The organism is Streptomyces sp. NPDC020489 (assembly GCF_044386545.1).
Taxonomy (GTDB): Bacteria; Actinomycetota; Actinomycetes; order Streptomycetales; family Streptomycetaceae; genus Streptomyces.
The window spans coordinates 445111-460728 of sequence record NZ_JBIRUZ010000002.1 but is presented as its reverse complement, the minus strand read 5'-3'; the positions used below and the strand labels follow the sequence as shown (position 1 = coordinate 460728).

General features: G+C 69.4%; 14 protein-coding genes. 6 read left to right on the top strand and 8 right to left on the bottom strand.

Annotated elements, in window-relative coordinates:
* Nucleotides 1-58: 58 nt before the first annotated feature.
* Both ACH41F_RS05800 and ACH41F_RS05795 read right to left on the bottom strand, forming a co-directional pair.
* Complete coding sequence (locus tag ACH41F_RS05800; protein WP_398833276.1) at nt 59-622, bottom strand: hypothetical protein; 564 nt, start codon at nt 620-622, stop codon at nt 59-61.
* A gap of 3 nt (nt 623-625) precedes the next feature.
* Entirely contained in the window at nt 626-991 is a 366-nt protein-coding gene (locus ACH41F_RS05795) for a hypothetical protein (protein WP_391232198.1), read from the bottom strand.
* 162 nt (nt 992-1153) lie between these two features.
* Between ACH41F_RS05795 and ACH41F_RS05790 the strand changes: the two genes are divergently transcribed.
* The 4 genes from ACH41F_RS05790 (at nt 1154) to ACH41F_RS05775 (ending at nt 3851) form a co-directional block, all read left to right on the top strand.
* Nucleotides 1154-2146: an ArsR/SmtB family transcription factor gene (locus ACH41F_RS05790; protein WP_398833273.1), complete on the top strand. Its 993-nt coding sequence runs from the start codon at nt 1154-1156 to the stop codon at nt 2144-2146.
* A 196-nt stretch (nt 2147-2342) separates the two neighbouring features.
* Complete coding sequence (locus ACH41F_RS05785; protein WP_391232200.1) at nt 2343-2921, top strand: sigma-70 family RNA polymerase sigma factor; 579 nt, start codon at nt 2343-2345, stop codon at nt 2919-2921.
* The gene (locus ACH41F_RS05780) at nt 2893-3204 is read left to right on the top strand and encodes a hypothetical protein (RefSeq protein ID WP_398833270.1); all 312 of its coding nucleotides are present in this window, start codon (nt 2893-2895) and stop codon (nt 3202-3204) included. Before ACH41F_RS05785 ends, ACH41F_RS05780 begins: the two co-directional genes overlap by 29 nt.
* An 89-nt stretch (nt 3205-3293) precedes the next feature.
* Complete coding sequence (locus tag ACH41F_RS05775; protein ID WP_398833267.1) at nt 3294-3851, top strand: YcxB family protein; 558 nt, start codon at nt 3294-3296, stop codon at nt 3849-3851.
* A 61-nt stretch (nt 3852-3912) separates the two neighbouring features.
* Here ACH41F_RS05775 and ACH41F_RS05770 read toward each other — a convergent pair whose 3' ends face one another.
* On the bottom strand, nt 3913-5112 hold the full coding sequence (locus tag ACH41F_RS05770) for a phosphatidylserine/phosphatidylglycerophosphate/cardiolipin synthase family protein (RefSeq protein WP_398833264.1): 1200 nt from the start codon (nt 5110-5112) through the stop codon (nt 3913-3915).
* A 399-nt stretch (nt 5113-5511) separates the two neighbouring features.
* Here ACH41F_RS05770 and ACH41F_RS05765 point away from each other — a divergent pair, with 399 nt between their 5' ends.
* A complete protein-coding gene (locus ACH41F_RS05765) occupies nt 5512-6741 on the top strand; it encodes a hypothetical protein (RefSeq protein WP_398833261.1) in 1230 nt (409 codons plus the stop codon).
* Entirely contained in the window at nt 6725-7495 is a 771-nt protein-coding gene (locus tag ACH41F_RS05760) for an alpha-ketoglutarate-dependent dioxygenase AlkB (protein ID WP_398833259.1), read from the top strand. The genes ACH41F_RS05765 and ACH41F_RS05760 overlap by 17 nt, the downstream gene beginning before the upstream one ends.
* Before the next feature lie 119 nt (nt 7496-7614).
* Here ACH41F_RS05760 and ACH41F_RS05755 read toward each other — a convergent pair whose 3' ends face one another.
* From ACH41F_RS05755 to ACH41F_RS05735, 5 genes are all read right to left on the bottom strand, one after another.
* Nucleotides 7615-8037: a DUF350 domain-containing protein gene (locus ACH41F_RS05755; protein ID WP_398833256.1), complete on the bottom strand. Its 423-nt coding sequence runs from the start codon at nt 8035-8037 to the stop codon at nt 7615-7617.
* A gap of 174 nt (nt 8038-8211) precedes the next feature.
* Nucleotides 8212-9363 carry an alpha-lytic protease prodomain-containing protein gene (locus ACH41F_RS05750; protein ID WP_391232208.1) on the bottom strand — a complete coding sequence of 384 codons (1152 nt, stop codon included), beginning with the start codon at nt 9361-9363 and terminating at the stop codon, nt 8212-8214.
* Between the two features lie 250 nt (nt 9364-9613).
* Nucleotides 9614-11806, bottom strand: coding sequence for a catalase/peroxidase HPI (gene katG / locus ACH41F_RS05745; protein WP_398833254.1), 2193 nt, complete (start codon nt 11804-11806; stop codon nt 9614-9616).
* A 342-nt stretch (nt 11807-12148) separates the two neighbouring features.
* Complete coding sequence (locus ACH41F_RS05740) at nt 12149-12496, bottom strand: PRC-barrel domain containing protein (RefSeq protein ID WP_391232210.1); 348 nt, start codon at nt 12494-12496, stop codon at nt 12149-12151.
* Between the two features lie 585 nt (nt 12497-13081).
* Entirely contained in the window at nt 13082-15355 is a 2274-nt protein-coding gene (locus tag ACH41F_RS05735; protein WP_398833250.1) for a catalase, read from the bottom strand.
* Between the last annotated feature and the right edge of the window lie 263 nt (nt 15356-15618).

The window sequence follows — 15618 nt, the reverse complement described above, 5'->3', positions numbered from 1 at the left end:
TGCGTTGCAGAGCGGACGGCAGGAGTCCGGATGCGGGCGGGGCGGGTTCCCTCAGGGTTCAGATGCGTACGACGGCGAAGTCGGGCAGGTCGGGGTAGAGCTCCTGCCGTGTCTGCGTCACACACTCCACGACGACCGGCTCGTCGCGGGCGGTGGCGGCGAAGTCCGTGGCGTTGTGCTCGGTGCCCGACAGGTTCACCCCGCGGCCTTCGAGGCACTCGCCGACGGCTCGTCTCAGCGGCTGGTCCATCACCTTGCGGTGTGATTCCACGTACGTGGGCTCGATCATCGACAGATGGCCGAGGTTGCAGCGCTGCACCCGGTCGTTGTAGGTCGCCGGTTCTCCCGACGGGGTGATGTCGTACAGCAGGCTCAGTCCGTCGATGGGGCTGAGCACCGGGTTTCCGGTGCGGTAACCGCTGTCCTCGACGCAGGTGAGGAAGCGTGTGATCGCGGTGCGGTACTCGCCCGGCGTCACCCGGCCGTCTCGTAGTGCCCAGCGCTGGCCCGGAAGGGGCACGTCCTCGTTCGCCCCTTGTGTACCGCTGTCGGTGCTGCCGGGGGAGCAGGCCGCCACCGCGACTGCCGTCAGCAGCGCGGTGGCGACGCATCGGAAGCGCACCTGCTAGCTCCGGGTCACGTTGCACGAGTCGCAGCCCCAGTGCAGCCCGTTGGCGGCCCTGGTGGTGGAGGTGTGCGAGGTGTAGGCGTTCTCGCTCGTGCCGTAGGCGCGGGGCGTCCACCAGCCGGTGCCGTACTCGATGGCCGAGCTCAGCCGGCCGCTGCAGTCACCGCTCTGCTTGCGGGTCTGGGCCCAGTTGTAGCTGCCGGTGAACCCGCTGGAGACGTAGTTCGTCCCGCAGGAGCGGCTCACCGCCCGGTTGTTGCCGAGTGCGTTCGCGGACGGTGCCGCGAGAGTCGAGACCACGATGGCGAGGACTCCTGTCGCCGCCACTTTCGAAAGCCGTCTGCCCGCGAGAATTCGTCCCATCACTTCTCCTCCTCGATGGAAGCCAGAGCCGGCGGTGGCCCCGCGAGGCGCACGGACCGGTTGGCGCGAACTCATGTTCCCGGGCCCTGACCTCTGCTGTCATGCTCATGCGACCCTGCTGACACATGGCAGATGAGAGATCTGAGCACAGGGGGGACCACGTTGCTCCGCTTTCATTTCACGCCTGAGGACCTGACCAGACTCAGGATCGCCACCGCACCGCACCCGCTGTGGGAGATCGCAGCGAGCCTCCACCGCTTCCAGACCCAGGAAGGACGATGGGCCTACGCGCCCTGGTACCGCACCGCGCGCTCGGTCCTGTGCGGAACCGGCCTGGACCGCATGGTACGAACCGTCCTGCTGCCCCTCTTCCCGCGGGCGCACTACTTCCCCGACTTCCTCACCCCGGCCGACGGCATCGCGGGCCTCGACGCCGGGCTCGAATCCATCCTGGCCGCGCCGGCACGACAGGTCGCCCAGGAGGTGACCAAGCTCCGGGAGATCGTCGGCGCTCCCGCCTGGACCCGCAAGCTCACCGACGGCGGGATGCGGGACCAACTCGTGCGCGCGTTACGCGCCTACCACCACGCCGTGATCACCCCGTACGAGGAGTGCCTCGACGGCCGTCTGCACGCCGAGCGCGCCCGGCAGACCCGCACGCTCTGCGGTACGGGCATCGAAGGCGTCCTCAACACCCTGGCGCCCTCCATCCGATGGCGCCCGCCCGTCCTGGAACTCGGCAGATACCCGACCGAGGGCGACATCCACCTCGGTGGTCGCGGACTGCTCCTCATCCCCTCCTACTTCTGCTGGAACACCCCGGTCTCGCTGGCCGACCCCGACCTGCCTCCCGTACTGCTCTACCCCCTCCACCACCCGCCCCCCGCGCCCCAGCACGCCGCCGGCCACGCACCGCTGCACGCCCTGCTCGGCAGCACCCGCACCGGCATCCTGCGGGCCGCGGCCATCGGCGCCACCACCACCGAGGCGGCCCGGCACGCCGGTGTCACCCCGACGACAGCGAGCCACCACACGACCGTCCTGCGCGACGCGGGTCTGATCACCAGCCACCGCCACGCCAACACCGTGCTCCACGCCCTGACACCCCTCGGGGCCTCCCTGCTGCAACAAGACGGGTGGCAGCGCATCCCCTGACCCCGCTGGACGGCGCGATCAAGTTTTCCGGGTGCAGGCCGAATCCTTTCGGCGGGCCCGTGCCTCCTATACATGTGCCGACGAACGTCGGGACGGAACGAGGAGGTTGTCATGCTCGTAGGTGTCGCCATCGCCGCCGGAGCCGTACTGCTCTGCACGTGCAGCTACGTCGTCATGCGCAAGCGAAAGCACGCCCGTGGCTGAGTCGTCCTGGCCCGCTGAGCAGCTGATCGTCGCCGCCCAGCGCGGCGACGTCGATGCGATCACCGCGCTGGTGTCGGGTTCGCACCCGAACGTGCGGCGGTTCGCGCGCTCCCTCTGCGCCACACCCGAGGACGCCGAGGACGCGACGCAGGAAGCCTTGATCATCCTCTATCGCAAGATCGGGATGCTACGGGCGTCCGGCGCACTGGCGTCGTGGATGTTCCGCATCGTCCGCAACGAGTGCCTGCGACGGGTGCGGACGACGCGGGTCCACGCACCCCTGCCGGATGCCGCCGTGCGCTCGGCCGAGGAGGTGGTTCTGCAACGCATCGAGGCGGGGAGGGTGGCAGCGGCCGTCGCCGCTCTCCCGGAAGAGCAGCGCAGCGTGTTGATCATGCGGGACATCCAGGGCTACAGCGGACGCATGACCGCCGATGCGCTCGGCCTCAGTACCGCCGCGATGAAGTCCCGCCTGCACCGCGCCCGCGCCGCGGTTCAGCAGTCCCTCCGTGTCCCACCCGAACCCGAGCCTGGAGATACGCATGACGACAACCAAAGCCGACCGTCCTGACTTCGCGAGTTCCTCCCTGCCCCGGCACCTGCTCCGGGGCGTGATCGGGTTCGGCAGCCTGATCGGCTCGGTCGCGTTCCTCTCGACCGTCGGTCCGGTGAGTCTGCTGCTCCTGCCGGTCGGCCTGTTGGCGCTGCGGGGCTGCCCGATGTGCTGGACCATCGGCATGATCCAGACCATCTCGCGCAACCGCCTTCAGCGCACCTGCGAGGACGGCCAGTGCAGGCTGGCCGTGGCGGATCGCGACCACGGGGAACGCCCGAGCGAACTGGTCTCGCCGTAGCGGAACCGCGGGTTCGGTGTCCGTCTCCGTGATGTCCGGGCCGGTGAGTCACCGATAGGATCCGCGGGTTGTCTCAACGGGGAGGGACCATGGCCGAAGGCCAGGAGATGATCAACAGCGGCGGGGAAAGTATCGCCGAGACGCAGGACCAGGCGGCGGTGCAGGTGGTGTACCGGCCTCAGCCGGCCGACACGTTGGTCGCGCTGCGGGTCCGGCAGCGGATCAAGCGGTGGGGGCTGGTGCTGCGGAGCGTGTTCCTCGTCCTGTGGGTGGGACAGTGGCTGCTGGTCACGATCGGCCGCGGCCGTGTCGACTTCGTGGCCACCGTCCTGTTCCTGCTGGTCGTCCTGTTGACAGTCGGCTATCCGCGCTTGCAGGCCGCCCAGGTGCAGCGTGTCGTCGCGGGACAGGGCGAGTACCGCACCACCGTGTCCGGTGCCGGCCTCACTACCAGCAACGACCACAGCACGCTCATCCAGAAGTGGTCGGTCCTCCAGGGCTACCGGGAGACGCCGGGCCACTTCGTCCTGCTCAGTCGGGATCCCAACGTCCTGTGCCTCGAGGTCCTGCCCAAGCGCGGGTTGAGCGGGGCCGAGGACGTCGACCGGCTGCGTGCCCTCCTGGATCGCCACTCCGTCCGGGTCTGAGCCGCGCGCCCACGCGGAGGGATGTCTCTCGCCTCGTGCACTGGGCGTGCGGGGGAGCGGTTCACAGGAAGCGGCGGATCGGAGTGACCGCGGCTTCCTTGGCGCGTTGCAGCGGTGCGCGTCGTTCCCAGCGGGAAAGGTCGATGTCCACGCTCTGTTCGAGGTCGGCGTCGTAGTCGCGGTCGAGCGCGGCGGTGAACGTCTCGTCCAGGACGGCGAGCATGACTTCCTCGTCGTGTTCCATGGAGCGGCGGTTGAAGTTGGTCGATCCGATCAGTGAGGCGACCGAGTCCACCGTGATGATCTTGGCGTGCATCATCGTGGGCTGGTACTGGCGGATGTGCACCCCGGCTTCCAGGAGCCGTGTGTAGTGGTGCTGGCCGGCGAGTTGGCAGGCGCGCTGGTCGGTATGGGGGCCGGGCAGGAGTATCTCGACCCGCACGCCGCGACGTGCGGTCTGGCACAGCAGGTCGATGAAGTAGGTGTCGGGCGCGAAGTAGGCGGTGGCGAGCCGGAAGCGCTCTTCCGCGGAGGTGAGCATGATCCGGACGAGGGTCTGCATGTCCTGCCAGCCGATGCTCGCCGATCCGCGCACCACCTGAACCACCGACGAGCCGACCTGCTCGTGTTCCGTGAAGCGGTCGCAGTGGTCGAAGAGTTCGTCGTGGCACTCCGCCCAGTTCTGCGCGAACGCGGCCGCGATCCCGTCCACCGCCGGGCCGCGTACCTGGACGTGGGTGTCCCGCCATTCGGCAGGATTGCGGGCGTTGCCGCACCACTCCTCGGCGATCCCGACGCCGCCGGTGAAAGCGGTGTGCTCGTCGACGATGAGGGCCTTGCGGTGGCAGCGGTGATTCTGTTTGAACGGCGAGAGCCACACGGGTTTGCGGAACCAGGCCACCTTCACGCCCGCGCCGCTCATGAGGTCCAGCAGTTCCGGCTCTATCTCCTTGGCGCCGAAGCCGTCCAGCAGCAGTCGCACGCGGACCCCGGCGGCGGCGCGTTCGGCCAGCGCGGCGGCGAAGGTGTGCGCGATGTCACCACGCCAGTACACGAACGTCATCATGTCGATGGTGTGCCTGGCCGAGCGGATGGCCTGGAGCATCGCGGGGAAGATCTCGTCACCGTTGCGCAGGGGGACCAGGTCGTTCCCCTCGGTCGCGGCGATGCCGATGAGCCGTTCCAGACGGCGGCGCAGGCGTTGCTTGCGCGCTGCCTGCGCATCGACAGGTGAAGGCGCAGGTCTGCCGTCGAGTCTCACGCGGAACCTCCTGTTGGGGTAGGGAGTCGAAAGGCTCGCCCCATCGGACGAACCCGAACAACCTCCTGCCCTGCGCTTGCCTCGGCATGCCGCCCACCAACGGGGGCCGCACGGTCCGACCGGCGGTGCCCCCGCTCGCTCCCGAAGCAGCGGCACAGCCTGTTGGCCAGGCCCTGCCGTCTCGTCCACCTCGGTCTCGCCGCGGAGCGTCGCGCATCCGGCGTGCGGCCATCCGGCGTGCGGCACAGGCCGTTGCCCGCTGTAGGGCCCCATGAGAGCATCAAGCCGGTCCGTCTGCTTTCTCTTGCGTTGCGCGACGTGAGCGAAAGGGGGCGGGCCGTCGCCGTGCCGAGGGTAAAGCACCATCCATCAAGGTCTGCGAATGACGGGTACCGCCTGATGTCCACAACTGAGCCGAGGGAAGCGCGTATCGAGGACGCGGGCAACGTTCTGGTGGCGCCTTCGGCGCTGCGGGACGATGGCTCGGTCCGGGATTTCTTCGGATCCGTGATCACCCCGGAGGACCTTTCCTCTGCCGCATTCGACCTTGCGCGGAAGACCGTCTACCTGTGTGGTGACATCTCCGGGATCAATGGCGTCCAACTGCGCGAAGCGGCGCGGGTGTTCGTGGTACGTCAGCTGTCGCACGGCTACGTCGAGGATGCCGCCCAGGACTGGACTGTGGTCGATCTCGGCCGAGTTCCCGTCCGTGTGCAGAGCGTGGGCGTGTACTACCGCCGGTTCTTCGACACGGGGGCCGATTATTTCGGACGGATCCGTGCGGAGCACGCGTTCCAGTCCCTGACCGAGTCCACCAAACCCGGAACGGCCCGTCGCAGCGGGATCTACCTGACGCCCGTGACGCGCGACGGCGGCGAACTGCATTTCCGTCTGCTCCGCTGCTCCACGAATCTTTCGGGGCCGACGGAGGGTTTCGGTCCGACCGACGCGCACATCGTCGAGGAGTTGAACCGCGAGGCTGATGCCGTCTTCCGGGACCATGCGCCGCTGAATCACGTTCTGGCGCAGATCTACCACAACACCCGTGCCACCGCTGAGCGCAGACAGTCAAAGGCCAAGATCTCGGCCCACGCCGACAAGACCAAGGACATGCCCGTCAACGGCGTCATGGCCTTCTGTACCTTCTACGATCGGCTCGACGGGATGGAACCCCTGGACGAAGACGCCTTCGATCACGGAGTGAGGGGGGTCAGTGGACTGACCAGACTTCACTTCCGGCTCAAGGAGGGGGCCGAGGAACGCGAGGGGAAGGCGCTGCCCGCGCATTTCACCCTGACGCTCCATCCCGGCTCCGTGTTCTTCATGCCGTTGTCCACCAACCGTCTGTACACGCACGAGATCCGTCCCTCGGCGCTGGACGCCGAGTCGCTTCCGACCCGACTCGGGTATGTGGTGCGCTGTTCCCGCACCGAAGCCGTGCACAAGGACGGGCAGACGTTCCTCAAAACGGCGGGAGGCCCGGTGCCGCTGGAGCCGCCCACACAGGCCGGCATGGACGAGCTGCGCAGGCTGTACGCGGAGGAGAACCGGACCTCGTCGTTCGTCGACTACGGCGACGGATTCGTCTTCAGCATGAACACGGGAGACTATCTTGCCCCCCGAGCCTAGGATCCCGGACGAGATCCTCACGTACGGGTTTCCGGCTGTCGAGAATCCCTTCACCGAGCTGTTCGCCTCTGTCCGTTGGGAGGACGTGGGAAAGGGCCGACGGGGCGCCGTGCTCACCAAGTCGGACGAGGCGGGTGGCGTACCGCTCGTGCGCACCACCACTCGATACCGCAATCCGGCGCAGCGCTTCAGGACGGTGCACGAACGGCTGGCACGGCAGGTCCAGGAACACGCGGCACTCCCGGTCGCCTTCAACAACGCCCTGATCGAGTGCTACACGAGCGCCTACACCACCATGGGGAGCCATTCGGACCAGGCTCTCGATCTGGCTGACGGCTCGTTCATCGCCGTCTTCTCCTGCTACGAGCGTCCTGAGGCGGGTCTGCCGCGGCAACTGATCATCGAATCGAAGGGGAGCGGCGGCGAAAGGTACGAGATTCCCCTCGCACACAACACAGTTGTCGCGTTCTCCCTCGATACCAACCGGCGGTTCAGGCACAAGATCGTATGGGACGGGTCCGCGCGGGCGGCGGACAACCAATGGCTGGGCGTGACGTTCCGGACGTCGAAAACCCTGGTCCGCTTCGACGACGGGCAGGTGCAACTCCCGCAGGGCGCGCGCCTCGTGGTGGCCGACGAGGAGCAGAGGCGCGAGTTCTACCGGCTGCGACGCCGTGAGAACGAGGAGACGGACTTCGTCTATCCCCCGCTGACGTACACCGTCAGCGAGAGTGATCTCCTGCCACCGCTCTGACCTGAGTGCGCTGCGGGTGTGCGATGTCGCGGTAGGGATGAACCACCGGGCTCCGGGCCGCGCCCGCGCCTGAGTACCGCCTCGGCGCGGCCCGAAGGGATGCGAGCCCGGGACAGGCCTCAGGCGATGGATGCCGAGATGATGGCGGAGACGGCGAGGTTGCAGGAGGCCGTCACCCAGACCGCGGGGTGAGGTTCCGTCTCGACCAGGGTCGCACCCAGGCGCCCCGGGGTGATCAGGTCCACGATCCAGAACGCCACGGCCATCATCACCAGCCCGAGCAGCCCGAACGTCCCGGTCGAGGCCAGCCCCTTGCCGAAGTCCTCGTACGTCGTCCAGATCGACGTGAACACGATGCCGCCTATGCCGAGCAGTGCGGAGCTGAGCACCAGGGCGGCGTTGCGGTTGCGCTCTTCCCAGATCTGTCGGCCGAGCTTTCCGGGCGTCAGTACGTCGACCAGGACGATGCCGAGAACCAGCAGGACCAGGCCCAGGCCTCCGTATGCGGTGGCCCGTCCGAGGCCGTTGACGATGTCGCTCATGAGGTTGCCGACTCCGTGAGGTGAGGGATCGTGAGTGATCGCGGTCAAGGAGAGGCAAAGTTAGCGCACCCGGGTGGTCCGCTGACCGGCGCCCGGGCCCGGGCGGGAGAGGAGGCCCGAGCGGGCTCCGGCGCCGGCCGCCGACGGAGCCCGCTCGGTGATGCCGGTGAGTGGTCAGGTGGTGTGCAGGGTCAGCCCGTAGCGGTTGAGGATCTCGTTGACGGGCTGGTGCCAGGTCTGGCCACCGCTGCCGCAGTTGCCCCAGCCGCCGGAGGTGACGCCCTGGGCCTGGTCGCCGCTGATGAAGGAACCGCCGGAGTCGCCCGGCTCGGCGCAGACGCTCGTCTTGGTCATCTGGTAGACGGCGCCCTGGCTGTAGTTCACGGTCTCGTTCTTTGCCAGGACGGTGCCGCAGTGCCAGTGAGTGGTGGAGCCCGAGCGGCATATCGAGGCGCCGACAGGGGCCTCGGCGGAGCCGCGGACGAGTTGGTCGGGGACCGTGCCCCAGCCGAGGACCACGGGCACGGTCCACCAGCCGCTGCCGACGTTCACCCAGGCGTAGTCGTCGCCCGGGAACGAGGAGCCCTGGAAGTTGCCGATGTAGGAGCGGTCCCAGCCGTACACGGCGGCGCTCGGCCGACCGCAGTGCCCGGCGGTGACGAAGCCGCCGTGCACGGAGAAGCCAATGGAGCAGCGGACGTTGCCCGTGTAGTAGGGGTCGCCGCCCACGGTGCCGGCGGCGAAGGTGCGTGGCGCCGTGGGCACGTCCCGCACGGTGACGGGTCCGGCCTGGCGGGCTCGGGTGAGGAAGGAGCGGACATCGTTGTCGTCCCGGTGCGCGGCGACGACGTTCACGACGACGGTGTTGGTCCTCGCGTCCACGTGCCAACTGCCGACTCCGGCGGGCGCGGACAGCGCGTCGATGCGCTTCTTCGCGGCGTCGAGTCGTGCCGCGTCATGGCGTACGAGGCGTACGTTCGCCCCGGCCGCGCGTACGGCGTCGGCCCGTGCGGGGCTCGTGACGGCGACGGTGAGCCGGCCGCGGTCGGCGTCGAACCAGGAGCCGGCGTAGGCGGAGCCGGCGGCGCTGCGGGCCTTGGGTTCGACGGCTGTGGCGGTCTTCTCGGCGGCCAGGCGGGTCTCGGCCTCGTCCCGGGTGAGCCCGAGGTCGCGCTGCATCGCGGCCAGCAGGTCGGCGGAGGCCGGTGCCTGGGGTGAGCGGGTGGGTGTGTCCGCGGCCGAGGCCGGCAGGGTGCTGGCGGTCGCCCAGGTGCCGAGGAGCAGGAGGGCGGACAGGGCGGTGCGCGGAAGTGTGGTGCGTCTCAAGGGAGTGACCCTTCGTTGTTCCAGCAGGGTGGGGGTGGAACAGCCGTGCTTGAGAGCGCTCTCGTGCGGGCAGAGCCTAGCCCGTGATCATGGATTGGTCCATGCCAACTTCAGCCGTCTGTCATGACGTTGGCGTCGGTGTCGGTGTCGGTGTCGCCAGGGAAGGTCGGCGGACCCGTTGGCGTCGTGCCCCGGAACGCCCACCGGCCAGGAGCTCGGGGGCTCCTGGCCGGTGGGCTGGGCATCGCGCTCAGCGGCGGACGTCGTACCGGTCGAGGTTCATCACCTTGTCCCACGCGGCGACGAAGTCCCGTACGAACTTCGCGTCGGCGTCACCGGAGGCGTAGACCTCGCTGAGGGCGCGGAGCTGGGAGTGCGAGCCGAAGACGAGGTCGACGGCGGTCGCGGTCCACTTCACCTCACCCGTGTTCCCGTCCCGGCCCTCATAGACGTTCTCGTCCGTGGCCGACGTGGACCACTGCGTCCTCATGTCGAGGAGGTTGACGAAGAAGTCGTTGGTCAGGACCTCGGGACGGTCGGTGAGAGCGCCGTGTGCGGAGCCCTTGTAGCCGGTGTTGAGGGCTCGCATGCCGCCGATCAGGACGGTCATCTCGGGGGCCGTGAGGTTCAGCATGTTCGCACGGTCGAGCAGGAGAGTCTCCGGGGAGAGCTTCTCGCCCGCCTTGAGGTAGTTGCGGAACCCGTCCGCCTTGGGTTCGAGCACGGCGAACGACTCCACGTCGGTCTGCTCCTGCGTGGCGTCCGTACGTCCGGGAGTGAAGGGGACGGTCACCTTGTGCCCGGCGTCGGCCGCGGACTTCTCGATGGCCGCACAACCGCCCAGGACGATCAGGTCGGCGAGGGAGACCCGGGTCCCGCCGGTCTGTGAGCTGTTGAAGTCCTGCTGGATCTGCTTGAGGGCGCGTACCGTCTCGGTCACCTCGGGAAGGTTGTTGACCTCCCAGTCCTTCTGCGGTGCGAGCCGGATGCGGGCCCCGTTGGCGCCGCCACGCTTGTCGGTGCCGCGGAAGCTGGCCGCCGAGGCCCAGGCGGTGGTGACGAGCTGGGAGACCGACAGGCCGGAGGCGAGGACGGTGGCCTTGAGGGCGGCGATGTCCGCGTCGGTGACCAGGTCGTGGTCGACCGGGGGGACCGGGTCCTGCCACAGCTGCGGCTCGGGGATCCACGGGCCGAGGTAACGCGAGCGCGGACCCATGTCGCGGTGCAGGAGTTTGAACCACGCCTTGGCGAAGGCGAGCGCGAACTGGTCCGGGTTCTCGTGGAAGCGCTTGGCGATCGGCCCGTAGACGGGGTCCATCCTCAGCGCGAGGTCCGTCGTCAGCATGATGGGGGCGTGCCGCTTGGACGGGTCGTGCGCGTCGGGCACCTTGTCCCGGGCGGAGGGGTCGGTGGGGGTCCACTGCTTGGCGCCGGCCGGGCTCGTCGTGAGTTCCCATTCGTAGCCGAACAGGTTGTCGAGGAACCCGTTGTCCCACTTCGTCGGCTCGTACGTCCACGCCCCTTCGAGCCCGCTGGTGAGCGTGTCCCCGCCGACTCCGCTGCCGCAGGTGTTCCGCCAGCCCAGGCCCTGCTGCTCGATGGGGGCGCCCTCGGGCTCGGGGCCGAGGTAGCTGGGGTCGACCGCCCCGTGACACTTGCCGAACGTGTGGCCGCCGGCGATGAGCGCCACCGTCTCCTCGTCGTTCATCGCCATCCGCCCGAACGTCTCACGGATGTCCCGGGCGGCGGCCAGCGGGTCCGGGTTGCCGTTGGGGCCTTCCGGGTTGACGTAGATCAGGCCCATCTGTACGGCGCCGAAGGGGCCGGTCAGTTCCCGGTCGCCGCTGTAGCGCTCGTCGCCGAGCCAGGTGTCCTCGGGTCCCCAGAAGATCTCCTCGGGTTCCCACTGGTCCTCCCGCCCGAAGGCGAACCCGAACGTCTTGAACCCCATGGACTCCATGGCGCAGTTTCCGGCGAAGACCAGGAGGTCCGCCCAGGAGATCTTCTGCCCGTACTTCTGCTTCACCGGCCACAGCAGGCGGCGCGCCTTGTCCAAGCTCGCGTTGTCCGGCCAGCTGTTCAGCGGGGCGAATCGCTGCGAGCCGCTGCCGCCGCCGCCCCGGCCGTCCGCCGTCCGGTAGGTACCGGCGGAGTGCCAGCTCATACGGATGAAGAGCGGACCGTAGTGACCGTAGTCGGCGGGCCACCAGTCCTGCGACGCGGTCATCACCTCGAAGACGTCGCGCTTGAGCGCTTCCACGTCAAGGGTCGCGAACTCCTTGGCGTAGTCGAAGTCCTCGTCCATCGGATTCGAATGCGATGAATGCTGATGGAGGATCTGGAGGTCGAGCTGGTTCGGCCACCAGTCACGGTTCGTCCGAGGACGGCTCGCCGAGGGGGTGGGGGAGGGGATTGCCGGGTTCTCGCTCTCACTGCCGGGCATGCGCGCAACCTGCTTCCTGCTCGGATGTGTCCTTTTGCCGGTTGTTGGTCCTGACGTTGTTCGCTTTGCCGGAGCCGGGCAATCCGACACGCACGCGGAGGGCGCCATGGCGCCCACAGGATGGAAACCCCGGCCCGGGCCGCGTCTCGTTCCGCTGTAGCGGCAGCACGGTAGAGACTCCTACGGGCGAGACTCCTACGGGCGAGGACGGGTCTCAAGGGGGCAGGTTCGCCGCCGTGGCCGTCGAGCGGCCGAGCGGGGCGGCTGAGCGGCCGGGAGGGCCGGGAGGGCTGCGCCGAGGCGGCCCCCGCGGCCCTTCTCAGGGGCCCTTCGCGCGCCCGGTCAGTGGCCCGAGCCCTGGGTGCCGCCGAGCTGGTCGCGGTAGCGGGGGTCGCCGAGGTACTTCTCCTCGTCGAAGACGGGCGCGGCCTTGACCTGGTCCTTGGTCCAGCTCAGGTGCACGGTCCGGGCCGCGTGGTCGATGCCCGAGACGGCCTCGGACGGGATCACCACGTCCTTGCCCAGCAGGGGGAGGCCGGTGTGCACCACCGCGTGGTGCGGCCCGAGGTCCGCGGAGTGCGCGCCGATCTTGCCGACCTCGGCGTCCACCGCGTGCACGTGGTAGCCCGTGAGGTCGTCGTCCGGGGTGTGGCCGGCGGTCGGCACCTGGTCGCTCTGGAACTCGTTCACTTCGTCCTCCCTGTTGTCCTGGACCTGCGTCTGCCCACCACGAGCCGCGGCAGACGTCCGCCGACCGGCTCGTTCGGATGTCCGTTCGGATGACCGACCACGCTCGCGGGCGCCGGGGACGTGACCACAGGTGATGCCCATGGCCTCGCACACCCCAGGACGGCAGCACGAGGTCGTGCCGCCGCCCGCCTGCCGCAGGGGCCCGCCCTGGGCACCGAGGTGCACGGGACCAGTCGGCCGCTTGGCGTACGCATAGCCGAAGGCCACCGTGTGGCGGCGAGCGCGCCCCGACCCGGTCGCCCCGGCCGCCGACAGCGAGGGCGCCCCGCGTCCGTGCGGTGGGGCACCCCGATCGTGAGGCCGGCCCTGCGATGGGGCGTGCCGCGACCTGCCCGTCGCGCCCTGGGAACGCACGAGATCCCGGCGGCGCCGTCATGGACAGCTGCCGCCGGGACCTCGCGGGGACGACCCTGGCCGGTCACCGGCGTGAACCGCTCCCGGCCCGGGCGGACCGCTCACCGACCCGGGGTGGGGCAGCGGGGGAGGGGAACCGCTGCGAGCCGCGCCCCGCCCCCGGTCGGCCGGTCACGCCGCGGTGAACCGTTCCCAGACGCGATGCGCGCCCAGCAGTTCGCCGAGCTTCTCCAGCGTGGCGGTCACGCTGTCACCGACGACCACACCCGGCCCCGCGGTGGGCAGCCCCGCCCACTCGAGCACGGCCTGGGTGCCGTTGAGCCCGCCGATCGCCTTGCCGTGCCGGAAGGCCTCCGACAGCAGTAGCGCGACGCGCGGGTCGTAGGCGGCCTGCTGGGCGTCCGTCAGAGGTGACTTGGCGTCCCGGCCGCCGAACGCGTCGCCGCCGACGCCCGGCACGGCCACGAGCAGCAGGGCGTCGAACTCGACGGAGCGTGCGGTGGCGTAGGTGCGCTGCACGGTGACGGCGCTGTCGCCGGAGCCGAGGACGCCGCCGGTCGGGGCGACGACGAGGGGCACCATGCCGGCGGCGAGGATGGTCTCGCGGGCGCCCTGGACGGCGTCCAGATCGGCGTCGGGTCCGGTGACGATGCCGATGAGGCGTCCGTCCGTCGGCCAGGTCTCACCGACCTGCGAGAGGGCGGGGCTGGGCGTGACGTCCGCCAGTGGGACCGTGGGTTCCGGGGCGGGCAGTCCGAGGCCCTCGGCGACCTGCGCGCACAGATAGGGGTCGATGTTGGCCAGGACCTGCAACGCCCTTTCCCTGATGGCCTGTTCGTAGCACTTGCCCAGTTCGAAGGTGTAGGCGCCGATGATGTGCTCGCGCTCGATCGGGCTCATGCTCAGCCAGAACCGGCGGGGTTGGCTGAAGTGGTCGGCGAAGGACTCCGGTGCCTTGCGTACCTTGGTCGCCTCCGGCACCCGCACCGGTGTCTCGACGTAGGCGCTCATGTCCGCGCCCGCCGTGAACGGGCAGCCGCCGTCGAGGGTGTTGGGCCGGTAGGGCGCGCTCCCGCGGTGCACGGCGGTCTGGTGCATGCCGTCGCGCAGCATGTCGTTGACGGGGGAGTGCGGGCGGTTGATGGGCAGTTGCGGGAAGTTGGGGCCGCCCAGGCGGGTGATCTGGGTGTCGAGGTAGGAGAACAGGCGCCCGGCGAGCAGCGGGTCGTCGGTGATGTCGATGCCCGGGACGAGGTGCCCGACGTGGAAGGCGACCTGCTCGGTCTCGGCGAAGTAGTTGGAGGGGTTGCGGTTGAGCGTGAGCAGTCCGATGGGCTGCACCGGCGCGAGTTCCTCGGGGACGATGTTCGTCGGGTCCAGCAGGTCGATGCCTTCGAACGTCTGGTCCGGGGTGTCCGGGAAGGTCTGGATGCCGAACTCCCACTGGGGGTAGGCGCCCGCCTCGATGGCGTCGGCGAGGTCCCGGCGGTGGAAGTCGGGGTCGACGCCGTTGATGATCTGCGCCTCCTCCCAGACCAGGGAGTGGACGCCCAGCTTGGGCTTCCAGTGGAACTTCACCAGGGTCGTCTCGCCCGCGGCGTTGACCAGCCGGAAGGTGTGGACGCCGAAGCCCTCCATGGTGCGGTAGGAGCGCGGGATGCCCCGGTCGGACATGTTCCACAGCGTGTGGTGGGTGGCCTCGGTGTGCAGGGTGACGAAGTCCCAGAAGGTGTCATGGGCGCTCTGGGCCTGCGGGATCTCGCGGTCCGGGTGCGGCTTGCCGGCGTGGATGATGTCCGGGAACTTGATCGCGTCCTGGATGAAGAAGACCGGCATGTTGTTGCCCACCAGGTCGAAGACGCCCTCGGTGGTGTAGAACTTCGTCGCGAACCCGCGGGTGTCGCGCACGGTGTCGGACGAGCCGCGCGAGCCGAGGACGGTGGAGAAGCGCACGAAGACCGGCGTCTCCACGTCCTTGGCGAGGAACGCGGCCTTGGTGACGCCCTCGGCGGTGCCGTAGGCCTTGAAGACGCCGTGCGCGGCGGCACCGCGGGCGTGGACCACGCGCTCGGGAATGCGCTCGTGGTCGAAATGCATGATCTTCTCGCGCAGGTGGTGGTCCTGGAGCAGGACGGGACCGCGCGCGCCGGCCTTGAGCGAGTGGTCGGTGTCGTACAGCCGGGTGCCCTGCGCGTTGGTGAGGTAGGCGCCGCCCTGGGCCACCTGAGCCTGGTCGGTGCCCGTGGGCTGGCCGGTGGGCGAGTAGGTGTCCGGGCCGCTCTGGTCGTGCTTCGGCGGCAGCGGCTCTCTGGGCTCGGTCGGCTCGGCGACCGTGGGGGACTGGGGGCCGGGCTTGCCGGGGACGCCGTCCTCGGGTCCCGTGTCCGAGGGCAGGCTGTCGGCGATCTTGTGTGCGGCGCGCTTGAGGGGATTGGCTTCGCTCATGGGGGGTGACCTGTCTCCGTTCTCCTCGGGCACCTGCGGTTGCGGTGGCACCGAGAGGGGTGATCTCCGTGGACACGGAGTCCCCAGCGAGGACGCCGCCAAACGATCTGTCCCATGAGGCGGTGCGCGGTTCCGTGCTGCTGGGGCGTGACGCCAGGTCAGTCGGGGGTCCGCGTGCGTGTGTTCGATCGGTGCGGGTGCGGTGGTTCTGGGGGGCGGGGCGTGACGGTTCGTGACTCAACTTCCGCGTCCGGCAGTAGATC